The 14,665-nt window shown below is 35.5% G+C and carries 13 protein-coding genes and 1 tRNA gene; 4 read left to right on the top strand and 10 right to left on the bottom strand.

The features are described from left to right. Positions 1 to 43: 43 nt before the first annotated feature. Positions 44 to 634 carry a riboflavin synthase gene (locus tag J3495_RS08665; RefSeq protein WP_210666163.1) on the top strand — a complete coding sequence of 197 codons (591 nt, stop codon included), beginning with the start codon at positions 44 to 46 and terminating at the stop codon, positions 632 to 634. A gap of 55 nt (positions 635 to 689) precedes the next feature. Here J3495_RS08665 and J3495_RS08670 read toward each other — a convergent pair whose 3' ends face one another. From J3495_RS08670 to J3495_RS08690, 5 genes are all read right to left on the bottom strand, one after another. After that, positions 690 to 899 (bottom strand): hypothetical protein, encoded by a 210-nt coding sequence (locus tag J3495_RS08670; RefSeq protein WP_210666164.1) that lies wholly within the window; start codon positions 897 to 899, stop codon positions 690 to 692. Positions 900 to 1,468: 569 nt separating this feature from the next. After that, positions 1,469 to 1,542, bottom strand: a tRNA-Ile gene (locus J3495_RS08675). A gap of 144 nt (positions 1,543 to 1,686) precedes the next feature. Continuing rightward, positions 1,687 to 2,091, bottom strand: coding sequence for a methylmalonyl-CoA epimerase (mce, locus tag J3495_RS08680; RefSeq protein ID WP_210666193.1), 405 nt, complete (start codon positions 2,089 to 2,091; stop codon positions 1,687 to 1,689). A gap of 47 nt (positions 2,092 to 2,138) precedes the next feature. Then, positions 2,139 to 4,499: a hypothetical protein gene (locus tag J3495_RS08685; protein WP_210666165.1), complete on the bottom strand. Its 2,361-nt coding sequence runs from the start codon at positions 4,497 to 4,499 to the stop codon at positions 2,139 to 2,141. Beyond that, positions 4,459 to 5,463 (bottom strand): hypothetical protein, encoded by a 1,005-nt coding sequence (locus J3495_RS08690; RefSeq protein ID WP_236025421.1) that lies wholly within the window; start codon positions 5,461 to 5,463, stop codon positions 4,459 to 4,461. The genes J3495_RS08685 and J3495_RS08690 overlap by 41 nt, the downstream gene beginning before the upstream one ends. A gap of 169 nt (positions 5,464 to 5,632) precedes the next feature. On the opposite strand from J3495_RS08690, the gene J3495_RS08695 reads away from it, so the two are divergent. Both J3495_RS08695 and J3495_RS08700 read left to right on the top strand, forming a co-directional pair. Beyond that, positions 5,633 to 7,324, top strand: a complete 1,692-nt coding sequence (locus J3495_RS08695) for an Ig-like domain-containing protein (protein ID WP_210666166.1) — start codon at positions 5,633 to 5,635, stop codon at positions 7,322 to 7,324. 18 nt (positions 7,325 to 7,342) lie between these two features. Next, a complete protein-coding gene (locus tag J3495_RS08700) occupies positions 7,343 to 7,777 on the top strand; it encodes a cytochrome c oxidase assembly factor Coa1 family protein (RefSeq protein WP_210666167.1) in 435 nt (144 codons plus the stop codon). A gap of 4 nt (positions 7,778 to 7,781) precedes the next feature. Here J3495_RS08700 and J3495_RS08705 read toward each other — a convergent pair whose 3' ends face one another. The 5 genes from J3495_RS08705 to J3495_RS08725 all read right to left on the bottom strand — a co-directional run bounded on the left by J3495_RS08705 (position 7,782) and on the right by J3495_RS08725 (position 12,982). Then, positions 7,782 to 8,549, bottom strand: a complete 768-nt coding sequence (locus J3495_RS08705) for an amidohydrolase (RefSeq protein ID WP_210666168.1) — start codon at positions 8,547 to 8,549, stop codon at positions 7,782 to 7,784. Positions 8,550 to 8,576: 27 nt separating this feature from the next. Further along, entirely contained in the window at positions 8,577 to 9,350 is a 774-nt protein-coding gene (locus J3495_RS08710) for a DeoR/GlpR family DNA-binding transcription regulator (RefSeq protein WP_210666169.1), read from the bottom strand. A gap of 115 nt (positions 9,351 to 9,465) precedes the next feature. Beyond that, complete coding sequence (locus tag J3495_RS08715; RefSeq protein WP_210666170.1) at positions 9,466 to 10,212, bottom strand: succinate dehydrogenase/fumarate reductase iron-sulfur subunit; 747 nt, start codon at positions 10,210 to 10,212, stop codon at positions 9,466 to 9,468. A 92-nt stretch (positions 10,213 to 10,304) separates the two neighbouring features. Then, positions 10,305 to 12,305 (bottom strand): fumarate reductase/succinate dehydrogenase flavoprotein subunit, encoded by a 2,001-nt coding sequence (locus J3495_RS08720; RefSeq protein WP_210666171.1) that lies wholly within the window; start codon positions 12,303 to 12,305, stop codon positions 10,305 to 10,307. A gap of 11 nt (positions 12,306 to 12,316) precedes the next feature. Next, complete coding sequence (locus J3495_RS08725; RefSeq protein WP_210666172.1) at positions 12,317 to 12,982, bottom strand: succinate dehydrogenase cytochrome b subunit; 666 nt, start codon at positions 12,980 to 12,982, stop codon at positions 12,317 to 12,319. Between the two features lie 319 nt (positions 12,983 to 13,301). On the opposite strand from J3495_RS08725, the gene J3495_RS08730 reads away from it, so the two are divergent. After that, the gene (locus tag J3495_RS08730) at positions 13,302 to 14,663 is read left to right on the top strand and encodes a hydroxymethylglutaryl-CoA synthase family protein (RefSeq protein WP_210666173.1); all 1,362 of its coding nucleotides are present in this window, start codon (positions 13,302 to 13,304) and stop codon (positions 14,661 to 14,663) included. Positions 14,664 to 14,665 lie beyond the last annotated feature (2 nt).

Raw genomic sequence — 14,665 nt, forward strand, 5'->3', positions numbered from 1 at the left:
ATTACTAATTTTGATGTGCAAATTTAGTAAAATAAAACCAACAATGTTTACAGGAATCATAGAAACCTTAGGAAGGATTCACGAAATACAAAAAGACCAGAGTAATCTTCATATCACCGTCGATTCGTCTTTTACCCATGAGTTAAAAATAGATCAAAGCGTCTCGCACAACGGAATTTGTCTGACCGTTGTCGCCATCAAAGATTCGTTGTACACGGTTACCGCCATAGACGAAACCATCTTAAAAACCAATATTGGAGACTGGAAAGTAAATGATATTGTAAATCTGGAAAGAGGCATGAAATTGGGCGATCGCCTTGACGGACATATTGTGCAAGGCCACGTAGACCAGACCGGAACCTGTATAAAAATCGAGGAAGCAAACGGAAGCTGGAACTATACTTTTGAATACGACAAAAACCTAAACAATATTACCATAGAAAAAGGTTCTATAACCGTAAACGGAGTAAGTCTTACGGTGGTACATTCTAAAACAAACGAATTTAGCGTATCTATTATTCCGTATACGTACGAAAATACCAATTTTAAAAACTTTAAAGTTGGCACAAAAATCAATTTAGAGTTTGATGTAGTCGGAAAATACATTTCGAGACTTTACTCGATCAACAAATAAACACAAACAACTTAAAACCAAAAAAAGCTCTAATTTTTCAATTAGAGCTTTTTTTTTATATTTTTCTACGTCTGTACATTACTGTAGCCCCAAGCATTACTGCCGAAACCCCTAGAAGCAATAAATGCTCATTTATTGGCAGAGGTGGCGGCGGACACGTATCACACGGTTCTTCAGGAACTGGTGGATCTTGTTGCGCCCATACATTTGATACATTAATCAATATCAAAAAAAATACTAAAAAAATTGTTCTTACTATCTTCATAAAATAATCCGTCTGAAATAACAGACGTGTAGGTTTTGTTAATTTTTTTCTCGTATCTAATTTTGTATCAGTGAGGCTCTAAAACAAAATTATTTGGCAAATGTAAAAGTTTTTTAAAGAAATCCAATACTTTACCGCAATAAAAAGACCTTTCTTTTTTATTGAAAGGCTTTTCTTTCTCTCCCTGCCGTGACGAAATAAAAATAGTACAAAACACAGAATTTGAAATCCTAAACTACCGCACTTTTAATAGTTAAAAAACTAAACTCCAATACAATATGGGCGTTTCCCTCCGGGTCAGGCTGTTCGCTACATCTTTTGCGAAGAAGGTTTTGGGCTGCTGCGCCAGAACACAAATCGATCGCAAAAGGATACCGCTGCCATCCTTAACGCAATTTGCCAATAACTAGAATATTTAAGTTTTTTAATAATATTTTAAGCTTAATTTTTATTATTCGGGGAGTTTAAAAGACGAGCAGTTGAGTTTAACACAAGGGAATATTCAAAATTATTGATACCATACAAACAAAAAAAGCCTTACATTTCTATAAGGCTTTGATTTTAAACTGTGGTCCCACCTGGGCTCGAACCAGGGACCACCTGATTATGAGTCAGGTGCTCTAACCAGCTGAGCTATAGGACCGGTTTGAGGGTGCAATATTACCACTATTTTTTATTCGTTCCAAATATTTTAAGAGATGATTTTTATTTAATTGAAATATGAGCTCAAATCTGACAAAAAAATATTGACAATCAATAATTTAAAAAAAACACCAATTTTCAGAAACTATGATTTAATTTCCTGGCAGAGCTCTATCAGCACACCATTTGTTGCTTTTGGATGCAAAAAAGCCACCAATTTGTTGTCTGCTCCTTTTTTCGGAACCTCATTTATCAGAACAAAACCTTCGTTTTTCAAACGCTCGATTTCGACTACTATATCATCCACATCAAAAGCGATATGATGAATCCCTTCTCCTTTTTTTTCCAGAAACTTCGCAATAGGACTTTCCGGATGTGTCGCCATCAAAAGTTCGATTTTGTTTGTTCCCGTCTGAAAAAAAGAAGTCAGCACCCCTTCAGACGCCACTTCCTCTGATTTATAAGCAGGAACTCCCAATAGTTTTTCGAACAAAACATTCGAATCTTCGATATTTTTTACTGCGATTCCGATATGTTCAATTTTATTCATCATAACATTTTACATTTTAGCTTTAAAAGCAACATGACTCTTGTAAATTATTGATTCACGTAAGTGTTAAAATAACCGCACTCTGCAATTACATCCTGATAATATCTTGTATCCGAATAGTCGTTTTTTAAGGTCTTAAATGCATCAAAAGCAATAAAATTGATCTTATCATCTTCTACATCCCACCAATTTTTTGTGCTATTGTATTTTTGGTTGTAATAGTCGTTACGCTCGCATTTTGCGATAAAATAGATGCATTTTGCCTTCTGCTCTTTTGTGGTAGCGGCTTCCAAAGCTTTTTTGTAATACATTTTGGAAACACTACAATTGGTAATCATTTTTTTCATCGAATCTCTAAAAGAATAAGGACTCGAACCGTATCCTACAATATTGGTTTCGTAAAAAATTCTACCATTACCAAAATGAGTAATATTATAAAAAGCATTTCCCAACAAGATATTATTGGTAAAAAGATCTTCTTTTTGAGCCACTTTGTCCTGCATGGTTTTTACAGTGGTCAGAAAATCGACAATTGTATACTTCTTTTTCTGAGGCGCAACATGATCACAATCGTGACAATCTTTTATACTTCCGTTGAAAGGGTTTCCGAGAAAAACAGCATACTGAATCGAATCTGTCTGTTTAATAAACTCAATTGCTTCCGGAACTTTATTATTAAAAGTTGCCTGAACCGCCTGAAAACTATTGATGTCTTTTAATTTATAACTGTAAATATCGGCGCCAACTTTTTCTATTTCGGTTTTATTTGGCTTAGCCAAAAAAGCTTTCATCTCCAACATATTTTTTTCATTGTCATAAAATGAATTTCCACTATTCCAATAATACCCTCTGGATTCGCCAAATAATTCGGCCATAACGGGATTTTGCTGCTCTCTGTAGAGGCTGGCCAGATAAGCTTTGCTCCACGCAGCCGCATTTTGATATCTAAAATCGTCTCCTTTGTACGTTTTTGGAAGTTCAAGGTACAACCAGTTCAAATCGGCCAAAACGGTTTTTTCGTTTTTAGAAGTCAGCTTGTCTATTTTACTCAAATTATTCACAAATCGAAGCAATCGCAATTGGTAAGTAGCCAATTGTGTCTTTGGCATTGTTTTTTCAGCTTTGCTAAAATTCGTATCTGCTTTGTCATAATCACCTTTTAGCGTTTGCAAATACCCCAGCGCAACATCCCACATATAGGGTTTCTGTGTATTTCCTGCTGCCGCAATTGCAACCACCAAATCAATTTCGCTTTTGTCAATTTTAGCACGGTTTTCTGTTTTGTTTTCGGTTACCGTTTGATTTCGGGCGGGTGTATTGGTATCGTTATTTTTAGATTCTGTAAACGAGTTATTAATAAGCTGCTCCTGACGGTTTATCAATCGGGTCAACAAATAATTAAGATGTTCGCTTTTTGGATCTAATTGGTAAATTTTCTCTACCGCCTGTTTTTCGTCTTTATAATAACCATGAACAGCCCAAAGCGCGGCTTTTTCTTTATTATTTTTGGCCATAACCAACGATTGATTCCAGTCTTTTTCGCTTTTCGGGCTAAAACTATACGCCGTAACTACACGCATTTCGGGGCATTTATCAAATACCTGAGCATACAAATAATTAGAAGTGGCATATTTTTTTGCTTTATAATGCACACCCGCCACATACGCCAACGCTCTGTAATACAACTGATTTTTTGCCACCGATTTTTCGGTTTTATTAAAAAAGTCAATTGCTTTTTGCTTGTTACTACTATAAAAATAGCCTTTCATGGTAAGAAACCAATATCTGTTTTTCAGGAATGAATCTGCCGTTGTATTGTAGACATTTTCTATCGACTGAATCATTTTTAAATCATCGAAAGTTTTGGCCACAACCGGCTCGTAACTCCAATTTTCTTCGACTACCGAAACCGTTTCTATTTTTTGAGCCAAATACAAAAATTCGATAAAACTTTTAATTTTTGGATCTTTTAAACTAATTTTTTTACCCCATTTTAGTGATGGTTTATTTTCCTTTTTATTTTTATAATAAACATGAAGCTGTGCAACATCTGTAAAGTTTGTTGCTTCGTTATTTTGACTAGAATAATTGTTGTTACCCTCGCCAATCATAAAATAACTAACAGTTGCGGCATCTACTTTTCCTTTTAAGTAATCGCTCCACTCTTTTATAATCTGCTCATTAAATCTGGAGTTGTGTTGGGTGTCAGACCCTATTCTATAAAAAACATCACTAGACAAAAACAAAGGCGCATACGACTTATCTGCAAAAGTTTCAGGTGTGAAATTAGAATTATAACTAAAATAATCATAGTCATCGCCACCGCCGCAAGCATAAATTATAGCATAACAAAAAAGCAGGACACCACTAGAAACAAGAAACAACTTGTTTAAAAATATTCTTTTCATAGTTTTTTAAATTGAATTCGTCTAAATCGTAAAAAATAATTTCGTTTGGTTTTTGAGCCGTATTTTCCTCCAAATCTTCGGCTATTTCGATTAACTCTTTGGAGGAAGTAGCTTCGATTTTTATCTGATCCCCTTCTTCATAAAATATCCCTTTTTTGTAATTGGAATGTTTTACTGAAAAAATAGTGCCCGAAATGGATTCAAAATTAATATCTTTTTTTAATTCTTGCGCAGTAACTTTTGAGCGCAAACCTATCACGCGCCCACCGCGTATGTGAACTCCCCAAGAATAAATAGGCAAAGCAAAATCAAGATGCAACGGGTATTTTTTGAGGCTTTCGAGATAACGCTCGGCTACTTTCTGGCTGTAAATCGAGTTGAGCGTATCCGCAGCGATCGAACCCATGTTATAATACATCAAAACACCTGAATCTACATTTGGAATCTTTGTTTTTTTGAAATACTTTACCTGATGCAAACGAATTGTCGCCGAAAGTTTTTTGTTCGAAAGCTTTTTAAAACGCTCGATAAATTTCAAATAATTGTTTTTGCTAACCAATGTCCAATCACAATCTATTTGAATTTCTTTACAGCTAATTTTGTTTTTTGCATTAATTTCATTTACCAATTTTAAGGTTTTTAGCGCCAAATCATCAATATCCAGAGCAGATTCGAGCATTACTTTGTTTTTGATAAAAACCACAGGAACGATTTCAAAAGCATCAACACTTTCTAGAAAATGAATAGGACTTATTGGTATTGGACTTTTACTTTCAGGATGCAAACCCACATCAAAATAGCGAATGTAGAGTTTGCTCACATTATTTTCTTTCAGAGTTTGCTTTTCTGTTTCAGACAATTTAAAGATGGTTTTCCAGTAGTAAAAAGAAATTACGGGCTCATTGTTTTTACCACAAGAAATCAATAAAGAGACAATAAAACCTAACAAAATATTCTTTTTCAAAACCAACAAAATTAAATGCGAGACCAAATGTAAGAAATTATAGTACGGCACAGGTTTTAAATTTAAAAAAAACAACGCCATCAAAAGCTTTAAAACCTAATAAAACGATAAAAAATTTCGATAGAAGCAAATATAATTGTTATTTTGTGGAATTAAATCACGAACGATTATGTTGAAAAACAACTTCAGATATATTTCTTTTTTACTGGTATTTTTAATGATGAGTTGCGCCAAAAGAGGCAGTATAACGGGAGGATTAAAAGATACTCTTGCCCCTATCTTAGTATCAAGTTCGCCAAAAAATTTCAGTACCGATTTTAAAGGAAACGAAATTGTCCTGACATTTGACGAATATGTAAAACTTAAAAATACCAACAAACAGTTGATTATTTCACCTCCAATGAAGGCGCAACCCATTATTACGCCCTCTAATGCGAGTAAATTTATCAAAATAAAAATTCAGGACACGTTACAACCCAATACAACTTACAGCTTTAATTTCGGACAAAGTATAACCGATAATAACGAAGGTAATCCGTACAATCAATTTAAATATATTTTCTCAACAGGCTCCTATATTGACTCGCTTTCAATTGGCGGAAGAATAAAGGACTCTTACAATAAAACCACGGACAACTTTGTTTCGGTGATGCTTTACGATGTCAATGACAAATTTGAAGATTCGATTATTTACAAAGAAAACCCACGATACATCACCAATACGCTGGACAGTTTGAGCACTTTTAAATTAGAAAATTTAAAAGCGGGAAAATACCTTTTAATAGCTCTAAAAGACAAGGAAAACAACAACAAATACAATCCTAAAGAAGACAAAATAGGTTTTGTAAAGCATTACATTAACATTCCCAACGACACCCTTTTTGAGTTAGAATTGTTTAAAGAAACGCTTCCGCTAAAGGCTCTAAAACCTGTACAGCTTTCGGGAAACCGATTATTGGTTCCGTATGAAGGAAAGCAAAATTTCAAGAATTCGAAACCTAAAATCGTCCTTAAAAACAATGATGAAATCCTCGAAACTATTGTGACCGAATTCCCTAAGAAAGATTCGCTGCAGGTTTGGTACAAGCCTCTTAAAGTAGATTCTTTGGCGATGGAAATAAGCAAAGACGATTACAAAAAGAAATATGTTTTTAAGATAAAAGACCTCAAAAAAGATACGCTGAACATTTCGGCAGTACAAAACGGAACCCTAAATTTTAGAGAGCGTTTTACACTTGAAACCGCTACTCCACTGGTAAAATTTGATTCCTCAAAAATTAAGCTAGTCAATAAAGATTCTACAGCGGTAGATTTTACCACCGAGTACAATGAATTTGAGCAAAAATTCTACGTAGATTTCAAAAAAGAACCTTCACAAAAATATAATTTTACCTTTTTACCCGGTGCTTTGACCGATTTTTACGAGAAATCAAATGATACGTTACAATATAGATTGAGCACTAAAGAAATAGAAGAATACGGGAATGTTATTTTGAATTTGAAAAACGTAAAACGCTTTCCAATTATCATCGAATTAATCAATAAAAAAGGGGACAAAATTCTTGCACAGGAATACTCTGAAGGCGAAACGAAATTTGAGTTTAACCTTTTAGAACCTGAGTTATTTACGGTGCGAATAATTTACGACGACAATAAAAATAAAATATACGATGCGGGTAACTTCTTAAAAAAGGAATATTCCGAAGAAGTCAATTATATGCAGAAAAATTTTGATGTTCGAAGCAATTGGGACGTCAATGAAACTTTTGATGTAAGCATACCCTACAATCCTGAACTGGAGAAAAAAGACGACGATAAAAAGAAAAAAGACGACGCAAAAAGAAAGAAAACTGCTTTTTAACTCACAAAAAGTACTGCAATGAGCAACGAATTAGCAGTTAAGAAAACCTGGTTACAAAACAACCGGAAATGGCTTTTGCCAACCTTGCTGGGCATTCTGTTGTGTGCCTGTTTTTTTACTTCTACTATTGCAGAAGACACTACCTCGATCATTCAGGCGTATTCTGATACTTTACTTTACGAAAAAGCCATCGAAAAAACCAATAAAAATAGGGAAGTTTTGGCTGTTATTGGGAGAATAGAACCCATTGATAAATTGTCCATTATGGAAGGGAATGTCGTGTATACTAACCATAACAACTCCGTTGCCACTACAGTTAGAATCATTGGTGTTAAGGAAATCGGCAAAATAGACATTATTGCTCATAAGATGAATAAAGAGTGGCATTACCAAAAAATCACTATTCGCTTAAAAAAGCAAAAGGCAACTATAAACGTTTTAGATCAAGAGTAGAAAATTAGTTCAGAATTTCAAACTCATCTTTATCGCTCAAAAAATCCAACTTTTGGCGGGTTTCGAGCATTGTTTTTTTATCCAGTTCGACTATAAAAACACCTTCCTGCTCCTGAGGCTCGAGAAGAAAATGACCTAAAAAATCTATCGCCTGCGAGTGGCCAATATACTCATAATTATTTGCGTCTACCCCTATTCTATTCACTCCCAATACATACGTCATATTCTCGATAGCACGTGCTTTAAGTAGCGCATCCCAAGCATTGGTTCGTACTTTTGGCCAGTTTGCCACATACAAAAGCAAGTCGTAATTTTCTGTATTTCTGGCAAAAACAGGAAAACGCAAATCATAACAAATCTGAAGACAAATCTTCCAGCCTAAATAATCGATTATTGTTTTTTGTGTGCCTTTAGTATAAAATTGATCTTCTCCTGCCAAAGAAAACAAATGGCGCTTGTTATAGTATTGTATTTCGCCTGACGGAAAAACAAATAACATTCTGTTGTAATATTGTGCTTTTTCGGTAACGATTAAACTTCCTGTAATGGCTACATTTTTCTCTTTTGCTACCGATTGCATCCACAGAATCGTTTCTCCCTGCATGGTTTCGGCAACTTCGGAAGCATTCATTGTAAACCCGGTAGAAAACATTTCGGGAAGAACAATCAAATCTACTTTTTGCTGAATCGAATTTATTTGTTCGTTGAAATGACTCCTGTTTTTAGCAATATCTTCCCAATAAAGATCTGATTGAATAAGCGCTATTTTCATACTATTCTGTTTTTTCTGAGCTTTAAATTAAATAAGAATTAAATCCGGGAAAGCCTTTTTATACGGTTCCAATTTTACATTATTTGGCTCTACCTCGGTAACAATATAATCGAATTTGGATAAATTAGCGATTTTCATCTTCAAAACGGTATTTAGTTTTTCGGTAATTGTAATAATTGCCGTTTTTTTAGAAGCCTGAATCATTGCTTTTTTTACCTGAACCGTCTCCCAATCTGAGTCAGAATAACCACCATCAACATCCAAAGCATTGGTGCCTAAAATCAATAAATCTGCCTTGATATTGGCCAACTGATGGAATACTTCTCCGCTTACGCACATTTGGCTGTAAGAAGATACGCTGCCACCAATCATGATTACTTTAATATTGGGTTTATCCAAAAGTTGTACCGCGGTTACGACCGTAATGGTAAAAATAGTCAGATTTAAATCATTTGGAATTAATCGGATAAACTCCCTAATCGTAGTTCCTCCGTCCAATAATAACACCATACCATCATGCAGGAGACTGACGGTTTTCTGGGCGATAAGCTGTTTCGACTCGACTTCATACGTCTGGTTGGAAGAAGCATAATGATACCCTTTGGTCATAGCACCACCTTTTACTTTAATCAAAAGCGATTCTGACTCCAGTTCATTAATATCACGCCTCACCGTATCTTCTGAAACACCCAATTTTGCCGAAAGTGTTTCAAAACTTACACGAGTATGCAGGTTGATTTCCTTTAGAATATGATTTTTTCGTTCTTCCTTGGTATAATTTATTATTTCATTATCATTCATTCGAAATCATTTTAGGTACACAAATTTAAGCATTTACGACCATACTATGGTGAAACAAAAAACGCATCCAAATTAATGAATGCGTTTTTTTTATCTACAACTAAATTCTTTAAGATTATCCTTTTAAGCTTGCTGCTAAATACTCGCGATTCATACGTGCAATATTTTCAAGAGAAATTCCTTTAGGACACTCTATTTCGCAGGCTCCAGTATTGGTACAGTTACCAAAACCTTCTAGATCCATTTGGTGTACCATGTTTAAAACACGATCAACCGCTTCTACTTTTCCTTGTGGCAATAAAGCATATTGCGATACTTTTGCCGAAACAAAAAGCATTGCTGATGAGTTTTTACAAGTAGCCACACAAGCTCCGCAACCAATACAAGCCGCTGCATCAAAAGCTTTATCTGCATCGTGCTTATCAATCGGAATAGTATTCGCATCAATAGTATTTCCAGAAGTATTTACCGAGATAAATCCTCCGGCATGCTGAATTCTATCAAAAGAACTTCTGTCTACTACTAAATCTTTGATTACCGGAAAAGCTTTTGCTCTAAATGGCTCGATAAAAATAGTATCTCCATCTTTAAACATACGCATGTGCAACTGGCAAGTGGTAACACCTCTATCTGGTCCGTGGGCTTCTCCGTTGATGAACAAAGAACACATTCCGCAAATTCCTTCGCGACAATCGTGATCAAATGCTACCGGTTCGTCTCCTTTGTTGATTAATTGATCGTTAAGAACATCAAGCATTTCAAGGAAAGACATGTCTGGCTCAATTCCGTCAATTGGATACTCGACGATTGCTCCTTTATCCTGGGCGTTTTTCTGACGCCATATTTTTAATGTAAGTTTCATACTGTTTTAGTTTGAAAGTCATAAAGTCGAAAGTCGAAAGTCAGTTGACAATTTGCCATTTAACTTTAAGACTTTTGTCTTTTGACTAATTGCTATTTGTAACTACGCTGTACTAATTTAATGTTTTCGTAAACCAGAGGCTCTTTGTGTAATACGGCATCACTTGGTTTTCCTTTGTATTCCCAAGCGGCAACATAAGCAAAGTTTTCATCATCACGAAGTGCTTCACCTTCTTCTGTTTGGTATTCTTCACGGAAGTGACCACCACAAGATTCGTTACGGTGTAAAGCATCTTTTGCAAACAATTCTCCCAATTCTAAGAAATCGGCAACACGAGTTGCTTTCTCTAATTCTTGGTTAAGTCCGTTAGCTGTTCCTGGTACTTTTACCTCTTTGTAAAACTCTTCACGTAAAGCAGCAATTTCTTCAATCGCTTCATTCAAACCTTTTTCGTTACGAGCCATACCTACTTTATTCCACATGATTTTCCCTAATTTCTTATGGAAATAATCTACAGAATGTGTTCCTTTATTATTGATAAATCTATCGATTTGATCTTTTACATTTTTCTCAGCTTCAGCAAATTCTGGTAAATCGGTAGAAATTGGACCCATTTTAATATCCGGAGCAAGATAATCTCCAATAGTATAAGGCAATACAAAATATCCATCAGCCAGACCTTGCATCAAAGCAGAAGCTCCCAATCTGTTAGCTCCGTGATCAGAGAAGTTAGACTCTCCGATAGAAAAACAACCCGGAATTGTAGTCATCAAATTATAATCAACCCAAGTTCCGCCCATTGTATAGTGCACGGCTGGGTAAATCATCATTGGTGTTGTATAAGGATCTTCGTCAACGATTTTGTAATACATCTGGAATAAGTTTCCGTATTTACTTTTCACGATTTCTGCTCCTAATTTAGTTACCAACGCAGCATCATTAGCATCTAAACCTTTTACATAAGCTTCCTCTGTTCCGTATCTTTTTATCGCTGCTGCGAAATCTAAGTAAACAGCCTCACCCGTTTTATTCACTCCAAAACCAGCATCACATCTTTCTTTTGCAGCACGAGACGCTACGTCACGAGGAACTAAATTACCAAAAGCTGGATATCTTCTTTCTAAGAAATAATCTCTGTCTTCTTCTGCTAAATCGGTTGCTTTTTTCTTTCCTTCGCGAATGGCTTTTGCATCTTCTAGTTTTGCAGGAACCCAAATACGACCATCATTACGTAACGACTCAGACATCAAAGTCAATTTAGACTGATGATCTCCCGAAACCGGAATACAAGTTGGGTGAATTTGTGTGTAGCAAGGATTAGCAAAAAACGCTCCTTTTTTATGAATTTTCCAAGCTGCTGTTGCATTACTTCCCATAGCATTTGTTGACAGGAAAAATACGTTTCCGTATCCTCCAGAACCAATTACTACTGCGTGAGCAGAATGTCTTTCTATTTCTCCAGTAACCAAGTTACGAGCGATGATTCCTCTTGCCTTTCCATCAACGATTACTAAATCCAGCATTTCGTGACGGTTGTACATTTTTATTTTTCCACGACCAATCTGACGGTTCATTGCAGAATAAGCGCCTAACAACAATTGTTGTCCTGTTTGCCCTTGTGCATAAAAAGTACGGGAAACCAAAGTTCCTCCAAAAGAACGGTTGTCTAAAAGTCCGCCATATTCACGAGCCAATGGCACCCCTTGAGCCACACATTGATCGATAATATTGGTAGAAACTTCTGCCAAACGGTGCACGTTTGCTTCACGCGCACGGTAGTCACCTCCTTTTACAGTATCATAAAACAATCTGTAAACAGAATCTCCGTCTCCTTTATAATTTTTTGCCGCATTGATCCCTCCTTGTGCTGCAATAGAGTGCGCACGACGAGGAGAATCCTGAAAACAAAAAGCTTTTACGTTATAACCCAATTCGGCCAAAGTTGCCGCAGCAGAACCTCCAGCCAAACCTGTACCAACCACAATAATATCTAAATTACGCTTGTTAGCAGGGTTTACTAAATTAATATGATCTTTATAATTTGTCCATTTGTCCGATATTGGACCATGTGGAATTTTTGAATCTAATGCCATTATAATTGATATTAATTATTGAAATGATGAAATAATGCGATTATAACAAAAAGTGCCGGTACTACTACCGCATAGCCATAACCAACTTTGCTTAAAAATCTTGAATATTTATTGTGCATCCCCATTGACTGCAAAGACGAACTGAATCCGTGCCAAAGGTGAAGACCTAATAAAATAAACGAAACACAATACAAACCGGTACGAATTGGATCGTGAAATTTATGAACTAATTCACCGTAATACCTTGTAGCATCAGGAGCAGTGCCCGCAACGTATTTGTATCCGATTTCGGGAAACCAAAAATCATAAAAATGCAATCCTAAGAAAGCCAAAATAACCAATCCAGAAATAATCATATTTCTAGAAGTCCAAGAAGCATTTGCTGCTCCGTTGTATTTTGCATAACCAATTGGTCTAGCATTTCTGTTTTGAATGGTCAGAACAAATCCCATCACAAAATGGAAAATTACACCAAAAGCCAAAACAGGTTGCATTACAAATTGTATCAGCGGATTGTATCCCATAAAATGTGACGCTTCGTTGAAAACGTTTTCACTAAAAACAGAAATTAGATTTAAGGAAACATGCAGCGCTAAAAACGTGATTAAGAACAGTCCAGAAAGCGCCATTGCAACTTTCTTTAAGATGGACGCATTCAATAGTGCAGATTGTGCCATAAGAGTTTAAGTAGTTTGTTTTAAAAAATTACACAAAAATAAAGCAAATAGACATCAACTACAACCATTTCGTTGTTATTTATAATCATTTTAAAGAGCTTTTAGAGACTTTAAAGCAAATGGTTTAAAAACCCCAAAATAGGTTTTATTCAGAAGTCATTTTGATCAAATCCTGATTTTTATATAATTACCAAATTGCTATTTTTTTGAGCCTTTTAATTTATTTTTCTCAAAAGTAAAAGTTCGACTCATTTTATTCGAATAAAACAGCCAAAATTAAACAGCATAATTTTACCTTTATCGGCATAAAATATCACCCATGAAAACAGGAATAGACGCTATTTCTTTTGACTTAGCCAACATACATTTACCTATAAAAACTTTGGCCAATGCCAGAAATATCGAGCCCGAAAAACTAGAAAAAGGCCTCGGATTAATCAAAATGACTTTGCCAGACGTACATCAGGATGCGGTAGTTTTTGGAGCCAATGCCCTCACCAAACTCATCCTCGAAAACAACATCAACCTTAACGAAATTAGCCGTATTTATGTCGGAACAGAAAGTAGTATCGACAGTTCTAAACCCATTGCTTCTTTTTTAATTAATTTAATGGAACAAAAATTTGGCGAAGACGCTCTTGCAGAATGTGACGTAGTCGATTTTACTTTTGCCTGTATTGGCGGCGTTGATGCTTTGCAAAATTGTATTGATTTTGTACAACTACATCCGACCAAAAAAGCCATTGTTGTAACCACCGATTTTGCAAAATACGATTTAAATTCTACGGGAGAATACACACAAGGTGCCGGAGCACTAGCAATGTTGGTAACCTCTAACCCCAGAATCATTGCTTTTGATGATCATTGGGCAACCAGTACAAAAGGTGTTTTTGACTTTTTTAAACCCTATCGAAGTCTTTCAAAAGAAACTATTCAGCAAAATAAAAACAACGATCCTTGGTTTGACAATCTCGAAGCCGAAATTGAAATCCACAAGGATCAACCCGTTTTTGACGGCCAATATTCCAATCAATGTTACATGGATCGTACGCGAAATGCCTACTTTTCATTCAAAAAACTAAAAAAAACGACCGAAACTTTATATAGTAAATGGAATAGTATTATCATGCACTTGCCGTATTCATTTCAAGGACGTAGAATGCTATCTGAAATTTATGCTTTAGATCATGCGGATAAAATCATTTCAAAAAATATCGAACAAGCAGATTATCAAAATAAAATTAAAGAAGTAGCAAAATCAGACGAATATAAAAAGTTTGTCACCGAGAAATTACAGCCTGCAGAATTGGCTTCTTCCTTGATTGGAAACCTTTACACGGGTTCTATCTTTATGGGATTACTGTCTACTTTGGCGCATTTTTACGACACCAAGCAAGAAGTTGCCGGCACTACATTTGGATTTCTTGCTTATGGAAGTGGCTCAAAATCGAAAGTTTTCGAAGGAACGATTCAACCCGAATGGCAATCAGCTTTGGCCAAAACTAAGCTTTTTGAAAACCTGAAACAAAGTATAGAAATTGATTTTGAAACTTACGAAAACCTTCACAAAAAAGAACAAAAACAAAGCATCCGAACACCAAAAAACGAATGGGTTTTAGATCGAATTGAAAAAGAAATCCCTAACTTGATTGGGGCGAGATATTATAAATGGGTGGATTAAAA

The sequence above is a fragment of the Flavobacterium geliluteum genome, from assembly GCF_017948595.1.
Classification (GTDB): Bacteria; Bacteroidota; Bacteroidia; order Flavobacteriales; family Flavobacteriaceae; genus Flavobacterium; species Flavobacterium flavipigmentatum.

What these genes read in the sequence shown, in the direction of transcription:
- J3495_RS08685 (WP_210666165.1), bottom strand. Translation starts at nt 4,499, where the DNA reads ATGAAAAGAATATTTTTAAACAAGTTGTTTCTTGTTTCTAGTGGTGTC.
- J3495_RS08705 (WP_210666168.1), bottom strand. Translation starts at nt 8,549, where the DNA reads ATGAAAATAGCGCTTATTCAATCAGATCTTTATTGGGAAGATATTGCT.
- J3495_RS08710 (WP_210666169.1), bottom strand. Translation starts at nt 9,350, where the DNA reads ATGAATGATAATGAAATAATAAATTATACCAAGGAAGAACGAAAAAAT.
- J3495_RS08665 (WP_210666163.1), top strand. Translation starts at nt 44, where the DNA reads ATGTTTACAGGAATCATAGAAACCTTAGGAAGGATTCACGAAATACAA.
- J3495_RS08725 (WP_210666172.1), bottom strand. Translation starts at nt 12,982, where the DNA reads ATGGCACAATCTGCACTATTGAATGCGTCCATCTTAAAGAAAGTTGCA.
- mce (WP_210666193.1), bottom strand. Translation starts at nt 2,091, where the DNA reads ATGAATAAAATTGAACATATCGGAATCGCAGTAAAAAATATCGAAGAT.
- J3495_RS08730 (WP_210666173.1), top strand. Translation starts at nt 13,302, where the DNA reads ATGAAAACAGGAATAGACGCTATTTCTTTTGACTTAGCCAACATACAT.
- J3495_RS08695 (WP_210666166.1), top strand. Translation starts at nt 5,633, where the DNA reads ATGTTGAAAAACAACTTCAGATATATTTCTTTTTTACTGGTATTTTTA.
- J3495_RS08670 (WP_210666164.1), bottom strand. Translation starts at nt 899, where the DNA reads ATGAAGATAGTAAGAACAATTTTTTTAGTATTTTTTTTGATATTGATT.
- J3495_RS08700 (WP_210666167.1), top strand. Translation starts at nt 7,343, where the DNA reads ATGAGCAACGAATTAGCAGTTAAGAAAACCTGGTTACAAAACAACCGG.
- J3495_RS08715 (WP_210666170.1), bottom strand. Translation starts at nt 10,212, where the DNA reads ATGAAACTTACATTAAAAATATGGCGTCAGAAAAACGCCCAGGATAAA.
- J3495_RS08720 (WP_210666171.1), bottom strand. Translation starts at nt 12,305, where the DNA reads ATGGCATTAGATTCAAAAATTCCACATGGTCCAATATCGGACAAATGG.